Raw genomic sequence first — 13,084 nt, 5'->3', positions numbered from 1 at the left:
AGCGCCGGCTGGTGCGCCCCCACCGCGCCGCTGACGACGGTGGTGGCGGCGAAGAAGAAGGCCAGCACCAGCATGGCGTGGCGCGGCGCCGGCGCGACCGGCCCGTCGGCGGCGGATTTCGGCGCCGGTGGCGGGGCCTTTGGCAGCAGCAGGTTCAGCGGCAGGCCGATCAGCAGATGCGCCAGCGCCCAGCCCAGGCAGGCGCCGCGCCAGCCCCATTCCGCCCCCATCCAGGCGGAGAGCGGCCAGCCGATGGTGGAGGCGAAGCCGGCGAACAGCGTCACCCCGGTGATCGGCCCCTTGGCCAGGGCGCCATACAGCCCGGCCAGGGTGGCGAAGGCGGAATCATACAGCCCCATCGCCATGCCGATGCCGAGCAGCGCCCAGGCGGCGGCCAGGCTCCACGGCCCCTGCGCGAAGGCGAGGCCCAGCAGCCCGGCGATGAACACCAGATTCGAGGCGGCCAGCATGTCGCGCCCGCCGCGCCGGTCGATCACCCGCCCCGTCCAGGGGCCGAGCAGCGCGGTGATCAGCAGCGCGCCGGAGAAGCAGGCATAGACGGTGGAAGTGGAGAGGCCGAGTTCCTCGGCCATCGGCCGGGCCAGGATGGCCGGAAGATAATAGGAGGAAGCCCAGGCCAGGGTCTGCGACAGACCAAGCGCGGTGACGATGGTGGCCTTGCGAGGGCCGGCGGCAGGGGCGGACATGCGCCAAGCTTCCGCCTGGATGGCGTCCAAGTGAAGGGGGCCAAGCAAGGTTGAGGGGGCTTTGCCCCCTCAAACTCCCCCCATCTCTCCCTTGGGCAGGGGGACAGGGTCTCCCTGCACCCGCCATCAGAGGCGCTCAGCCGTCGAGGCGGACGCCCGCATCGCGCGCCACGGCGCGCCATTTGGCGATCTCGGCGCGGACGAAGGCAGCGGCCTCCTCCAGGCTCTGCGGCGCCGGGGTGCCGCCCAGCTGCACCATGCGCGCGGCGAAGGAGGGCTCGCGCAGCAGGGCGGTGACATCCGCATTCACCTTGCGCAGCACCGGCTCCGGCGTGCCGGTGGGGGCGCAGAGCCCGGCCCAGCCGATCGCCTCATAGCCCGCAAGGGTCTCGGCGATGGCGGGCACCTGCGGCAATTGCGTCGCCCGCGCCAGCGAGGTGACGCCCAGCGCCTTGATGCGGCCGGCCTGCACATGCGGCAGGGCGCTGGCCACGCTGTCGAACATCATCGGGATGTTGCCGCCCAGCAGGTCCGCCACCGCCGGGCCGCTGCCGCGATAGGGGATGTGGGTCAGGCGGATGCCGGCCTGGTGGGAGAACATCTCCGCCGCCATGTGCTGCGAGGTGCCAGGGCCACCGCTGCCGTAATTGATGCTCCCCGGCGCCTGGCGGGCGGCGGCGATCAGCTCGGCCACCGAGTTCGGCGCGAAGGAAGGATGCGCCACGATCATCAGCGGCACGGTGAAGACCGTGGTGATGTAGGCGAAATCCTTCTCGGCATCGTAGGGCAGGTTGGTGATGACGCTGGGATTGATGCCATGCGTGCCGCTGGTCGAGGCCGCCAGCGTGTAGCCATCCGGGGCCGAGCGCGCCGCGGCATCGGTGCCCACGACGCCCGCGCCGCCGGAGCGGTTCTCGACCACCAGGCGCTGCGGCCAGCTCCGCGACAACTCGTCGGCCAGCAGGCGCAGCATGGTGTCGGTGGCCTGGCCCGGCGGGAAGGGAATCATCAGCCGCACCGGGCGGGCGGGCCAGGCGGGGTCGGCGGCCAGGGCGGCGCCGCCGGCCAGCAGGGCGGGCAGCGCCAGCGTGGGCAAGGACAGGGCGGCGCGGCGGGACAGGGTCATTGGGCGTTCCTCCAGAATGGTCCCGGCTGCATAGGCAGGCCGGCCCGGGCGGGCAAGCGCCCCTCCCCTCGCCTCACGCCTGCCAGAGCGGCGTCATGAAGGGGGCCGGCAGCAGCAGCTTGTTCTCCTGCGTCAGCACCATCGGCCGAACCTTGGTGGCATAGGTGCGCCAGGCCGGGTCCGCCAGCAGCCTGGCGCGGCGCTCGGTGCGCTCGGCCAGGTCCTCATACGCCCAGAGATGGATCACCTGGTTCAGCGGGCCGAACTCGGTCGAATAGTAGCCGACCATCCGCCCCAGGATGGGCTTCTGGATGGCCAGCCCCTCGGCCTCATAGGCCGCCAGATAGGCCCCCGCCTGGCCCGGCTGCAGCGTGTAGATGCGCTCCTCGACGATCATGTCCCCTGTCCTCCCTGGGTTCGCGGCCCGGCGTCCTTGCGGCGCCGGCCAATTGGTATTACCAATTTGGTATGACCAGTTTCGCCACGCGTCAAATCCTGCCCGCGCCGCCGCCCGATGAGCGCGCCACCCTGCTCGGCCGCCTGCTCGGCTTCATCGACCATCACCGGCTGCGCCCGGGCGACCGGCTGCCGGGCGAGCGCGACCTGGCCGAGCGCTTCGGCGTCGGCCGCGGCGCGCTGCGCGAGGCGCTGGTGGTGCTGGAGACGCTGCGCATGGTCGAGCGCCGGCCGAATTCCGGCATCTATCTGCGCGCCGTCGAGAAGCAGGGCTCGATCGAGGCCATCGTGCTGCAGGCCGAGCTCGGCATCCCGCTGACGGGGGCCGAGGTGCGCGAGGTGGTGGAGCTGCGCCGCATCCTGGAGATGCAGGCGATGCGGCTGGCCGCCGAGCGCCGCCATGCCGAGGATATCGACCGGCTCGACGCCATCCTGGCGCAGGGCGCGGCGGCGGTGGCCGCCGGCGATGGCGCGCAGCTGGCCGATTACGACGCGGCCTTCCACCTGGCCATGGTGGAAGCCACGGGCAACCACGTCTTCCTGCGCGTGGTGCACGCCTTCTACCTGATGTCGCGCAACCGCCGCCGCGCCTATTTCGCCGATGGCCAGCGCGCGCCGCTGTCGCACGCCCAGCATGTGGCGATGCGCGACGCCGTGGCAGCCGGCGACCCGGACCGCGCCGAGGCCGCCATGGGCGGGCATCTGCGTGGCGTCGAAAGCTACTGGCTCGAATTGCTGGAGCGCCGCACGCGCGAGGAATGACCGCGCCGCGCGGCGCCACGGGGAGGAAACGCACAAGAATGAAGATCACCGACATCACCTGCCATGTGCTGCAGAGCAAGGTGGAGCAGCCCTTCACCTCGGCGCGCGGCTGGCTCTACACCACCCGCGCCTCCTGCATCGTCGAGATCACGACGGATGCGGGCATCACCGGCTGGGGCGAATGCTACGGCCCGGCCGCGGTGAACAAGACCATCATCGAGACGCAGTACCGCAATCGCGTGATTGGCCGCGATCCCTTCGATGTCGAGGTGGTCTGGGAAGACCTCTACAACCGCATCAAGGATTACGGGCTGACCGGCATGACCATCGCCGCGCTGTCGGGCATCGACATCGCGCTGTGGGACATCATCGGCCGCGCGGTGAACAAGCCCATCCACAAGCTGATCGGCGGCGCGCATCGCAGCGAGGTGCAGGCCTACGCCACCGGCCTCTACTTCATCGACATGGACCGTCTGGTCGAGGAAGCGGTGGAGGAGGCGGAGGACTACGCCGCCCAGGGTTTTCGCGCCATCAAGATGAAGATCGGCCTCGGCGACCCGAAGCTCGACCTGCGGCGCGTGGCGGCGGTGCGCAAGGCGATCGGGCCGGACATCAAGCTCGCCGTCGACGCCAATCACTGCTTCACCGTGCCGCAGGCCATCCGCCTCGGCCGCGCCATGGAGGAGCTGGATCTGCTCTGGTTCGAGGAGCCGATCAGCCCCGAGGACCATGATGGCTATGTCGAGGTGACGCGCGCGCTCGACATGGCCGTCGCCGGCGGCGAGAATGATTTTACCCGCTGGGGTTTCCGCGACGTCATCGCGCGCAAGGCGATGGACATCGTGCAGCCGGATGTCTGCGCCGCCGGCGGCATCAGCGAATGCCGCAAGATCGCCGCCATGGCCTCGGCGCATGGTGTCGAGTGCGTGCCGCATGCCTGGGGTTCGGCCATTGGCCTGGCCGCCACGGTGCAGTTCCTGGCCGCCCTGCCCGACACCCCGCCCTCCTTCCGCCCGATGCCGCCCATGCTGGAATTCGAGCAGACGCCGAACCCGCTGCGCGACCATCTGGCGAAGGACCCCATCGTGCAGCAGCGCGGCATCGTGCGCGTGCCGGACGGCCCGGGCCTCGGCATCGAGGTCGATCGCGCCGTGCTCGCCCAGTACAAGGTGGCCTGAGCATGCTGGTCGCCCTGACCGACCCGATCGACCCCGTGGGCGAGGCGGTGCTGCGCCAGGCCGGGCATGAGGTCGCCCTCGCCCCGCCCGGCGGGCTGGACGCGCTGCTGGCGCGGGCCGAGGCCGTCATCGTGCGCCGCCAGCTGCCCGCCGATCTCTGCGCCCGCGCGCCGCGCCTGCTGGCGGCGGTGCGCCAGGGGGTGGGGGTCGACATGATCCCGATCCCGGACTGCACGGCGCATGGCGTGCTGGTGGCCAATGTGCCGGGCGCCAATGCGGATTCCGTCGCCGAATTCGCCATCGGCCAGATGCTGGCCATCGCCAGGCGCATCGAGACCATGCACAGCGCCCTGCTGGCGGAGGGCTGGGACATCGCCCGCGCCCACACCGCCCGCGCCTTCGAGCTGCGCGGCCGGACGCTGGGCATCGTCGGTGTCGGCGCGGTGGGGCAGCGCCTGGCGGAGATCGCCGGCACCGGCTTCCGCATGCGGGTGCTGGGCCACCGGCGCGACCGCGATGCGCTGCCGCAAGGCGTGGATTACGCATCACTGGAGGCGCTGTTCTCCGAAAGCGACTTCATCGTGCTGGCCTGCCCGCTGACCGAGGCGACGCGCGGCCTGGTCTCGGCCGATCTGCTTTCGCGGATGAAGCCGCAGGCCTGGCTGCTGAACCTGGCGCGCGGCGCCGTGGTGCAGGAGGCGGCGCTGATCGACGCGCTGCGCGAGGGCCGCATCGGCGGCGCCGCGCCGGATGTCTATCCGGTGCAGCCGCTCGCCGCCGACCATCCCCTGCGCGGCCTGCCCCATGTGCTGCTGACGCCGCATGCCGCCGGCCTCAGCCAGGAGGCGGTGCAGCGCATGAGCCGTGGCGCCGCCGAGGCGGTGGCCGACATCCTGCGCGGCGCGCGGCCGCGCAGCCTCGTCAATCCCGAAGCCTGGGAGGCCTCGCGCGCAAGGCGACGCCAGCTCGGCCATGCGGAGCCCGTGCTGTCATGAAGATCTCCCGCGTGCAGGCGACCTGGTGCCGCGTGCCGATCCCCGAGGAGCGGCGCTTCACCAGCGATTTCGGCCTGGTCTCCACCTTCGATTCCGTCATCGTGCGGATCGACACCGAATGCGGCTTGACCGGCTGGGGCGAGGCCAAGGCGGGGGTCGGCAGCGCCGCCGCCTGCGCCGGCCTCGCCGCCATCATCAATCTCGACTACGCGCCGCTGCTGGTCGGGCAGGATCCGCGCGACATCTCCCGCCTGTGGGACGTGATGTACAACACCCCGCGCGAGGGCTACGCCATCGCCGATGGGCATGGGCTGCCGCAGCTCGGCCGGCGGGGGCTGTCCATCTCCGCCATTGCCGGTGTCGACATCGCGCTGTGGGACATTCTCGGCAAGTCGCTGAACGTGCCGGTCTGGCGTCTGCTGGGCGGGCGGCGCGCGCAGCGCATGCCGGCCTATGCCTCGGGCGGCTGGGCGGATGCGACGAAGATCGGCGCGCAGCTGCAGGGCTATTGCGACCGGGGCGGCTTCCGCGCGGTGAAGATGCGGGTGGGCGTCATGGACGGCTCGCCCGCCGCCTCGGCCGCAAGGGTGCGCGCGGCGCGCCAGACGCTCGGCCCCGATATCCGCCTGATGGCCGATGCGCATGGCACCTGGACGGTGGCCGAGGCGCGCGCCTTCTGCCGCATGGTGGAGGATCTCGACCTGTTCTGGTTCGAGGAGCCCTGCAGCGCCGATGACAAGCCGGGCATGGCCGAGGTGCGGCGCTGCTCCACCGTGCCGATCAGCGCCGGCGAGAGCGAGTTCACCCGGCATGATTTCCGCGAGCTGGCGGAGCTGCGCGCGGTGGATGTGATGCAGCCCGATCTCGCCATCGCCGGCGGCATCACCGAGGGCCTGCGCATCTCCGCCATCGCCTCGGCCTACAATCTGCGCCTGGCGCCGCATCTCTGGTCCGGCGCGCCGGCCTTCGCGGCGGGGCTGCACCTGGCGGCGACGCAGAGCGCGGGCTTCATCCTGGAATACTCGCTCGGCCACAACCCGATGCTGCACGACCTCATCGAGGAGAGCTTCCCGGTGTCGGACGGCCATGTCGACATTCCCGATCGCCCGGGCCTCGGCATCACCGTGCGGGAGTCCTTCCTGCGCGACTACGGACAAGGAGGCGCGGCATGAAGATCGCGAACATCGAAGCGTTCCCGACATCGTTTCCGGTGCCGGAGGGCGCGGGCGTCTCGCTCGGTGTCGGCCGCGCGGTGAAGCGGGACGCGGTGGTGGTCAAGGTCACCACCGATGACGGCCTTGTCGGCTGGGGCGAGAGCCATCACGGCCGCGCCCACACCGCCGTCGCCGCCCTGCTGCAAACGACCCTGAAGCGGCTGGTCCTCAGCATGGAGGCCACCGACACGGTGGGCGTCTGGCAGAAGATCTATCGCGGCCAGCTGGCCAGCCATGGCATGGGCGCGGGCTGCGCGCTGGCCATGTCGGGGCTGGACATGGCGCTGTGGGACATCCGCGGCAAGGCGGCGGGGCTGCCGCTCTACAGGCTGATGGGGGGCAGCGCACGCGCCGTGCCGGCCTATGCCGGCGGCGTGGCGCTGGGCTACCAGCCACCGGAGGAACTGGTGGAGGAAGCCCGGCCGCATCTGGAGGCCGGCTACCGCGCCGTGAAGCTGCGCATCGGCGACACGGTGGCCAGGGACATCGCCCGCATGGAGGCGGTGCGCCAGGCCTTCGGCCCCGACATCGACATCCTGGCCGATGCCAACACCGCCTACACCCTGGCCGATGTGCGCCGCGTGATGCCGGCGATGGATGCGCTGCAGATGGGCTGGCTGGAGGAGCCCTTCCCGCCGCATGACACGCATGACTACCGCGTGGCGCGCGGCTATGGCCGCACCCCGCTCGCCGTCGGCGAGAACCACTTCACCCGGTTCGAATTCGCGCCGCTGCTGGAGAGCGATGCCATCGGCATCTGGCAGCCGGACCTCTCGAAGTGCGGTGGCATCACCGAGGCGCTGCGCATCGCCGCCATGGCCTCGGCGCAGAAGATCGCGGTGCATCCGCACAGCTCGATGACCGGGCTGAACCAGGCGGCCAGCATCCATTTCCTCTGCGCCATCGACAATCCCGGCTACTTCGAGGCCGACGTCTCGCGCGGCAATCTGTTCCGCGACGCGCTGGTCAGCACGCCCTGGCGCATCGGCGCGGATGGCTGCGTGCGCCCGCCGGAAGCGCCCGGCATCGGCGTCGAGGTCGATGAGGATTGGCTGCGGGCCCATCCCGCCATCGAGGGGCCCGGCTACGTGTGAAACCGGCTTGAGCGCGACCGCCCCGGCAGAGGGCGGCGCGCACGCAACAGGAGGCGTCCATGACCCAGCATCCCCGGCGGAGCCTGCTCCGCCGCCTCGCCCTCGCCGCCCTGGCGGCCTGCGGCATCCCGCTCGCCACCGCCCAGGCGGAGCCGAATTTCCCGACACGGGAGATCCGCTTCCTCAACGCCTTCGCCCCCGGCGGCACCTCCGACCTGATCGGCCGCATCCTGGCCGAGCAGCTCGGCAAGCAGCTCGGCCAGAATGTCATCGTCGAGAACCGCACCGGCGCCGGCGGCATCCTCGCCACGCAGGAGCTGGCGCGCGCCAACCCGGATGGGCAGACGCTGCTGCTGGCCTCGATGGGCATTCTCACCATCACGCCGCAGATGCAGAGCGTGCCCTATGACGTGCAGAAGGATCTTCTTCCTGTCGTCAACATCGCCTCGGTCTACAACATCCTCGTCACCGGGCCGCGCTCGGAGATCCGGACCTGGCAGGATCTGGCGCGGCTGGGCAAGGAGCCCGGCCGCAACCTCAGCTGCGCGACGGTCGGCGCCGGCTCCAGCCAGCAGCTCTCCTGCGTGCTGTTCGCGGCGCTGACGGGGGCGCGGCTGACCCAGGTGCCCTATCGCGGCGGCGCGCCGGCGATCCTCGACATCGCCAGCGGCCGGGTCGATGTGATGTTCGGCAACATGCCGGAATTCATGGGACAGATCCGCGATGGCGGGCTGCGCGCCGTGGCCTATGGGGCGCAGACCGCCTCGCCCCTGCTGCCGCAACTGCCGGTGATCTCGCAGGACGGGCTGCCCGGCTTCGTCATCCCGAGCTGGTTCGGCGTGGTGGTCCCCGGCGGCACGCCCGCCGCCATCGTCGATCGCTGGAATGCCGAGTTCAACCGCGCGCTGGAGGCGCCCGAGGTGCAGCGCCGCTTCACCGAGAACGGGCTGCAGCGCATCGGCGGCACGCGCGACGACTTCCAGGGGCAGATCGCCACGGCGCGGGAGCGCTGGGGCGAGGTGATCCGCACCCACAACATCCGCCCCGACTGAGGCGGACGCAGAAACGGGGGCGGCATCGCTGCCGCCCCCGCCCGTCTCAACCATCAGGCCAGGGGCGCACCAACGCCCCTGGCCCGGTTCGTCACGCGGCCAGCGGGGCCTCGCTGCTGCCCTCCAGCACCTTGGGCTGGCTGGCCGGCTGCGCGGCGGCGATGGCGATGCGGCGGGGCTTCAGCGCCTCCGGCACCTCGCGCTTCAGCGCCACGTGGAGCAGGCCATTGGCGAGGTCCGCGCCCTGCACCTGGATGTGGTCGGCCAGCACGAAGCGGCGCTCGAAGGCGCGGCCGGCGATGCCACGATGCAGGAAGCGGCGCTGATCCTCATTGCCCTGGGCCGCCTTGCCCGAGACCACCAGCACATTCTCCTGCGCGGTGATGTCGAGATCCTCCGGCGCGAAGCCGGCGACGGCCATGGTCAGGACGTAGGAATCCTCGCCCGTCTTCTCGATGTTGTAGGGCGGATAGGCCGGGGCCTCGGCCGCGGCGCGGGCGGTGTCCAGCAGCCGGGTCAGCCGGTCGAAGCCGATGGCGCTGCGGAACAGGGGAGCGGTGTCGAAAGCGTTCATGAACAGGAGCCTCCTTCGCGAAGCAAGGGTCCGATGTTGCGTGGCGTCCCGAAGCCGTTCTGGTCCCCATCCGGGCAACCCGTGGCGATCGGTCCGCGCCGGCGGCCCCGAAGCCGGGCGCCGCTGGCAGCATCTCAGATAAAAAACGCCGCCCCCTCTTTCAAGGGGGCGGCGCCTTGGCCTTGCTCGTGTCGCGGAAGCGCCCGGTTCAGGCCTTCTTGCGCGCGCCGATGCCGGCGAACTTCTTGTTGAACTTGGCGATCTGGCCGCCCGTGTCGATGATGCGCTGCTGGCCGGTCCAGGCCGGGTGCGACTTCGGATCGATGTCCAGACGCAGCACCTCACCTTCCTTGCCCATGCAGGACTTGGTCTTGTAGGTGGTGCCATCCGTCATGATGATGGTGATCTCGTGGTAGTCCGGGTGGATATCGGGCTTCATGGCGCACTTTTCTCTGGCTGGAGCAGCCGATGCCGACCGGCCGCACGGAAGCGCCGCTCTTACAGGCAGGGCGCCGCGGGCGCAACCGAAAGCCGGGGCGGCCCCGGATTGACCCCTTCCCCCGCCGATCCTAGAGCTTGAGCCCAGGGCTTCCGCGCCGCCGCGCCGGCGCGGGCAGAAGGGCCACGGACAGCGCCAGGAAGGAAGAACAGCATGCGACTCCAGGGCAAGATCGCGCTCGTGACGGGCGCCGCCTCGGGCTTCGGCGAGGGCATCGTCCGCCGCTTCGCCCAGGAGGGCGCCAAGGTGGCGGTGGCCGACCTCAACCTCGCCGGCGCCGAGCGCGTCGCGGCCGAGCTCGGCGGCGGCGCCATCGCCATCGGCGGCGACGTCTCCAAGGCGGAAGATGTGCAGGCGATGGTGGACCAGACGGTCTCGGCCTTTGGCGGGCTCGACATCGTGGTGAACAATGCCGGCACCACCCACAAGAACGGCCCGATCCTGGAGGTGGACGAGGCGACCTTCGACAAGGTCTATGCCGTCAACGTCAAGTCGATCTTCCACATGACGCGCGCCGCCCTGCCGCTGCTGCGCGAGCAGGGGCGTGGCGGGTCCTTCATCAACATCTCGTCGACCGCCGGCATCCGGCCGCGGCCGGGTCTGGTCTGGTACAACGGCACCAAGGGCGCGGTGAACACCATCACCCAGGCGATGGCGCAGGAGCTGGCGCGCGACAATATCCGCGTCAACGCCATCTGCCCGGTGATGGGTGCCACCGGCCTGATCGCCGACTTCATGGGCATGGAGGACACGCCGGAGAACCGCCAGAAATTCCTGGCGACCATCCCGCTCGGCCGCCTCTCCACCCCGCACGACATCGCCAATGCCTGCGTCTGGCTGGCCGAGGACCAGACGAGCTTCATCACCGGCGTGCTGCTGCCGGTGGATGGCGGCCGCACCGCCTGACCGACGCCGCCGCGCGATCGCCCGCCGGCGGCCGCGCCGGCGGGCGGGAATCGCGCGGCCCCTGCCATGAGCCCCCGGCCCGGTTCGGGCCGGGCCTGCCGGAACACCCCGCGCCATGAACATCCTGTCCATCCAGTCCTGGGTCGCCTATGGCCATGTCGGCAATGCCTCGGCGGTGTTCCCGCTGCAGCGGCTGGGGGCGGAGGTCTGGGCGGTGAACACCGTCCAGTTCTCCAACCACACCGGCTATGGCAGCTGGCGCGGGCAGGTCTTCGGCGCCGAGCTGGTGCGCGACCTGGTGCAGGGCATCGAGGATCGCGGCGCCCTGCCGCGCTGCGATGCCGTGCTCTCGGGCTATATGGGCGACGCCGCGATCGGCGAGGCGATCCTGGACACGGTGGCGCGGGTCAAGGCGGCGAATCCGGCCGCGCTCTATTGCTGCGACCCGGTGATCGGCGATGTCGGGCGCGGCGTCTTCGTCCGCCCCGGCATCCCGGAATTCATGCGCGACCGCGCCCTGCCGGCCGCCGACATCCTGACGCCCAACCAGTTCGAGCTGGAATGGCTGACCGGCCAGCCGGTGACGACGCTCGCCGAGGCCAAGGCGGCGGTCGCCGCGCTGCAGGCGAAAGGCCCGCGCTGCGTGCTGGTCACCTCGCTGAAGGTGGCCGAGACGCCGGAGGACCAGATCGAGATGCTGGCCGCCGAGGGCGGCGGGTTCAGCCGCATCCGCACGCCGATGCTGCCGCTCTCGGTCAATGGCGCGGGGGACGCCATCGCCGCGCTGTTCCTGTTCCACCGGCTGACATCCGGCTCGGCCCAGGCCGCGCTGGGGGCGGCCGCCTCCTCGGTCTACGGGCTGCTGCGCCGCACCTCGGAAGCCGCCTCGCGCGAGATCCTGACCGTCGCGGCGCAGGAGGAATTCGTGGCCCCCTCCCGCGTCTTCCTGCCCGAGGCCTGCTGAGGGGCGCCGCCCCTCACACCCGGCGGACGTTGAGCGGCAGCGCCATGCCCTTGCGGTGGCCGACGATATTGCTGCGCCAGGCGCTGTCGATCATGTACTGGCCGAGCGGCCAATAGGGCAGGTCCTCGAAGAACTGCCGCTGCACCGCCTCGCCCAGCCGCTTCTGCTCGGCCTCGCCGGCGGTGTCGAACCATTGCTCGCGCAGCGCCTCCAGCTTCGGCAGGTCGGGCCAGCCGAACCAGGCGCGGGCGCCATTGGCGCGCAGCATCGGATGGCCGCCAGGCGTCATCAGGTCCAGCCCCGAGAACAGCCCGACCAGCGCGTTCCACCCGCCCTCGGCGGGGGCGGCGCGGCTGGCGCGGCGCTGCTGGAAGCTGCGCCAGTCACAGGGCGCGCTCTCCGTGGTGAAGCCGACGCGCTGCAGCAGGTCGGTCGCCACCGCGGTCAGGTTGCTGTTGTTCACCACATCGGTCGGGTGCAGCACCACCACCTTCGCGCCGGCCTGCCCGCTCTGCCGCAGCGCGCGCTGCGCCGCCTCGACATCGCGCGGGCCGGTCAGCGCCTCGATGCCGACCGTGGAGGCGACCGGGCTGGCCGGCGGGAAGCAGCCGACATCGTCGCGCCAGAGGTCGCGGCTGTCGCCCATGATCGCCATCATGAAATCCGCCTGGCGCAGCGCCGGCAGCAGGGCGCGCCGCACCGCCGGGTCGTCGAAGGGCGGGTGCAGGTGGTTCGGCCGCAGCATGGCCATGGTGCCGCCGAGATCCAGCCGGTCCACCACCACATGCCGCGTGTGGCGCAGCAGCGGCCGCAGATCGGGCGCCACCTGCTCCCACCAATCGGCCTCGCCATTCTGCAGCGCCTCGGCCGCCGCCGAGGGGTCGGGCAGGTGCCGCCATTCCAGCCGCTCGAAGCCGGCGAATTTCGGCCCCGCCGTCAGGCTGACCGGGCCGCGCGCCGGGATGTAGCGGTCGAAGCGGCGATAGGCGACCAGACGCCCCGGCACCCGCTCCGCCGCCAGGTAGCGATAGGGGCCGCTGCCCACCACCTCGGCCAGCTGGCCGGGGGGCAGCACGGCATGCCGCTCGGGATAGATGAAGCAGGGATAGGAGGAGGCCTTGCCCAGTGCCAGCAGCAGCGCCGGGAAGGGCCGCTTCAGCCGGATCTCGAAGCGCCGGTCGTCCAGCGCCCGCATCTCGTCCAGCCGCGCCGCCAGCGCCTGGCCGTGCGAATCCCGCCCCATCCAGCGCCGGATCGAGGCCACGGCATCGGCCGCGCGGATCTTCTCGCCATCATGGAACAGTGGGCCGTCGCGCAGGGTGAAGACCCAGCGCCGGCCCTCCTCCTCCACCACATGCCCCTCGGCCAGCTGCGGCTGCGGCCGCAGCCCGACATCCAGCCCGTACAGCGTGTCCCAGCAGAGATGGCCATGGTTGCGTACCGCATAGGCGGTGCTGGCCAGCGGGTCGATCGAGGCCGGGTCGGATTGCGGGATGTAGCGCAGGGTCAGCGCCGCCTCGCCCTTGCCGAGCGCCGGCGCGCCGGGCCGCCCGGCCG

Annotated in this window: 14 protein-coding genes; 8 read left to right on the top strand and 6 right to left on the bottom strand. The window is 71.4% G+C overall.

Going from position 1 to position 13,084, the window contains the following annotated elements; genetic code table 11:
- From HMPREF0731_RS10840 to HMPREF0731_RS10830, 3 genes are all read right to left on the bottom strand, one after another.
- Positions 1 to 707, bottom strand: a 707-nt coding sequence (locus tag HMPREF0731_RS10840) for an MFS transporter (RefSeq protein ID WP_040612966.1), incomplete at its 3' end; no start/stop codon positions are given.
- Between the two features lie 136 nt (positions 708 to 843).
- Positions 844 to 1,833: a tripartite tricarboxylate transporter substrate binding protein gene (locus HMPREF0731_RS10835; RefSeq protein WP_007004161.1), complete on the bottom strand. Its 990-nt coding sequence runs from the start codon at positions 1,831 to 1,833 to the stop codon at positions 844 to 846.
- A 73-nt stretch (positions 1,834 to 1,906) separates the two neighbouring features.
- Positions 1,907 to 2,230: an NIPSNAP family protein gene (locus tag HMPREF0731_RS10830; protein ID WP_007004160.1), complete on the bottom strand. Its 324-nt coding sequence runs from the start codon at positions 2,228 to 2,230 to the stop codon at positions 1,907 to 1,909.
- 71 nt (positions 2,231 to 2,301) lie between these two features.
- Here HMPREF0731_RS10830 and HMPREF0731_RS10825 point away from each other — a divergent pair, with 71 nt between their 5' ends.
- The 6 genes from HMPREF0731_RS10825 to HMPREF0731_RS10800 are packed head-to-tail and all read left to right on the top strand — an operon-like array spanning position 2,302 to position 8,584.
- The gene (locus HMPREF0731_RS10825) at positions 2,302 to 3,051 is read left to right on the top strand and encodes a FadR/GntR family transcriptional regulator (RefSeq protein WP_007004159.1); all 750 of its coding nucleotides are present in this window, start codon (positions 2,302 to 2,304) and stop codon (positions 3,049 to 3,051) included.
- Between the two features lie 38 nt (positions 3,052 to 3,089).
- Positions 3,090 to 4,229, top strand: coding sequence for a mandelate racemase/muconate lactonizing enzyme family protein (locus HMPREF0731_RS10820; protein ID WP_007004158.1), 1,140 nt, complete (start codon positions 3,090 to 3,092; stop codon positions 4,227 to 4,229).
- A gap of 2 nt (positions 4,230 to 4,231) precedes the next feature.
- On the top strand, positions 4,232 to 5,224 hold the full coding sequence (locus HMPREF0731_RS10815; RefSeq protein ID WP_007004157.1) for a hydroxyacid dehydrogenase: 993 nt from the start codon (positions 4,232 to 4,234) through the stop codon (positions 5,222 to 5,224).
- A complete protein-coding gene (locus tag HMPREF0731_RS10810) occupies positions 5,221 to 6,396 on the top strand; it encodes a mandelate racemase/muconate lactonizing enzyme family protein (protein ID WP_007004156.1) in 1,176 nt (391 codons plus the stop codon). Before HMPREF0731_RS10815 ends, HMPREF0731_RS10810 begins: the two co-directional genes overlap by 4 nt.
- Positions 6,393 to 7,532 carry a mandelate racemase/muconate lactonizing enzyme family protein gene (locus HMPREF0731_RS10805; protein ID WP_007004155.1) on the top strand — a complete coding sequence of 380 codons (1,140 nt, stop codon included), beginning with the start codon at positions 6,393 to 6,395 and terminating at the stop codon, positions 7,530 to 7,532. Before HMPREF0731_RS10810 ends, HMPREF0731_RS10805 begins: the two co-directional genes overlap by 4 nt.
- 59 nt (positions 7,533 to 7,591) lie before the next feature.
- Complete coding sequence (locus tag HMPREF0731_RS10800) at positions 7,592 to 8,584, top strand: Bug family tripartite tricarboxylate transporter substrate binding protein (protein ID WP_007004154.1); 993 nt, start codon at positions 7,592 to 7,594, stop codon at positions 8,582 to 8,584.
- A gap of 91 nt (positions 8,585 to 8,675) precedes the next feature.
- On the opposite strand, the gene HMPREF0731_RS10795 is transcribed toward HMPREF0731_RS10800, so the two are convergent.
- Both HMPREF0731_RS10795 and rpmE read right to left on the bottom strand, forming a co-directional pair.
- Positions 8,676 to 9,158: an Hsp20 family protein gene (locus HMPREF0731_RS10795; protein ID WP_007004153.1), complete on the bottom strand. Its 483-nt coding sequence runs from the start codon at positions 9,156 to 9,158 to the stop codon at positions 8,676 to 8,678.
- Between the two features lie 208 nt (positions 9,159 to 9,366).
- Complete coding sequence (gene rpmE, locus HMPREF0731_RS10790; protein WP_007004152.1) at positions 9,367 to 9,597, bottom strand: 50S ribosomal protein L31; 231 nt, start codon at positions 9,595 to 9,597, stop codon at positions 9,367 to 9,369.
- Between the two features lie 213 nt (positions 9,598 to 9,810).
- On the opposite strand from rpmE, the gene HMPREF0731_RS10785 reads away from it, so the two are divergent.
- Together HMPREF0731_RS10785 and pdxY are read left to right on the top strand one after the other, a co-directional pair.
- Positions 9,811 to 10,563, top strand: coding sequence for a glucose 1-dehydrogenase (locus tag HMPREF0731_RS10785; RefSeq protein ID WP_007004150.1), 753 nt, complete (start codon positions 9,811 to 9,813; stop codon positions 10,561 to 10,563).
- Between the two features lie 115 nt (positions 10,564 to 10,678).
- The gene (gene pdxY, locus HMPREF0731_RS10780; RefSeq protein ID WP_007004149.1) at positions 10,679 to 11,527 is read left to right on the top strand and encodes a pyridoxal kinase PdxY; all 849 of its coding nucleotides are present in this window, start codon (positions 10,679 to 10,681) and stop codon (positions 11,525 to 11,527) included.
- A 13-nt stretch (positions 11,528 to 11,540) separates the two neighbouring features.
- Here the strand turns inward: pdxY and HMPREF0731_RS10775 are convergent.
- Positions 11,541 to 13,084, bottom strand: a 1,544-nt coding sequence (locus HMPREF0731_RS10775) for an ABC transporter substrate-binding protein (RefSeq protein ID WP_007004148.1), incomplete at its 5' end; no start/stop codon positions are given.

The organism is Pseudoroseomonas cervicalis ATCC 49957 (assembly GCF_000164635.1).
Taxonomy (GTDB): domain Bacteria; phylum Pseudomonadota; class Alphaproteobacteria; order Acetobacterales; family Acetobacteraceae; genus Pseudoroseomonas; species Pseudoroseomonas cervicalis.
The sequence above is the reverse complement of the archived record's forward strand: the minus strand, read 5'-3'. Positions and strand labels throughout refer to the sequence as shown.

Coding starts and splice junctions, on each gene's coding strand:
- rpmE (WP_007004152.1), bottom strand. CDS start 9,597: ATGAAGCCCGATATCCACCCGGACTACCACGAGATCACCATCATCATG.
- HMPREF0731_RS10825 (WP_007004159.1), top strand. CDS start 2,302: ATGACCAGTTTCGCCACGCGTCAAATCCTGCCCGCGCCGCCGCCCGAT.
- HMPREF0731_RS10830 (WP_007004160.1), bottom strand. CDS start 2,230: ATGATCGTCGAGGAGCGCATCTACACGCTGCAGCCGGGCCAGGCGGGG.
- HMPREF0731_RS10805 (WP_007004155.1), top strand. CDS start 6,393: ATGAAGATCGCGAACATCGAAGCGTTCCCGACATCGTTTCCGGTGCCG.
- HMPREF0731_RS10810 (WP_007004156.1), top strand. CDS start 5,221: ATGAAGATCTCCCGCGTGCAGGCGACCTGGTGCCGCGTGCCGATCCCC.
- HMPREF0731_RS10835 (WP_007004161.1), bottom strand. CDS start 1,833: ATGACCCTGTCCCGCCGCGCCGCCCTGTCCTTGCCCACGCTGGCGCTG.
- HMPREF0731_RS10820 (WP_007004158.1), top strand. CDS start 3,090: ATGAAGATCACCGACATCACCTGCCATGTGCTGCAGAGCAAGGTGGAG.
- pdxY (WP_007004149.1), top strand. CDS start 10,679: ATGAACATCCTGTCCATCCAGTCCTGGGTCGCCTATGGCCATGTCGGC.
- HMPREF0731_RS10815 (WP_007004157.1), top strand. CDS start 4,232: ATGCTGGTCGCCCTGACCGACCCGATCGACCCCGTGGGCGAGGCGGTG.
- HMPREF0731_RS10795 (WP_007004153.1), bottom strand. CDS start 9,158: ATGAACGCTTTCGACACCGCTCCCCTGTTCCGCAGCGCCATCGGCTTC.
- HMPREF0731_RS10800 (WP_007004154.1), top strand. CDS start 7,592: ATGACCCAGCATCCCCGGCGGAGCCTGCTCCGCCGCCTCGCCCTCGCC.
- HMPREF0731_RS10785 (WP_007004150.1), top strand. CDS start 9,811: ATGCGACTCCAGGGCAAGATCGCGCTCGTGACGGGCGCCGCCTCGGGC.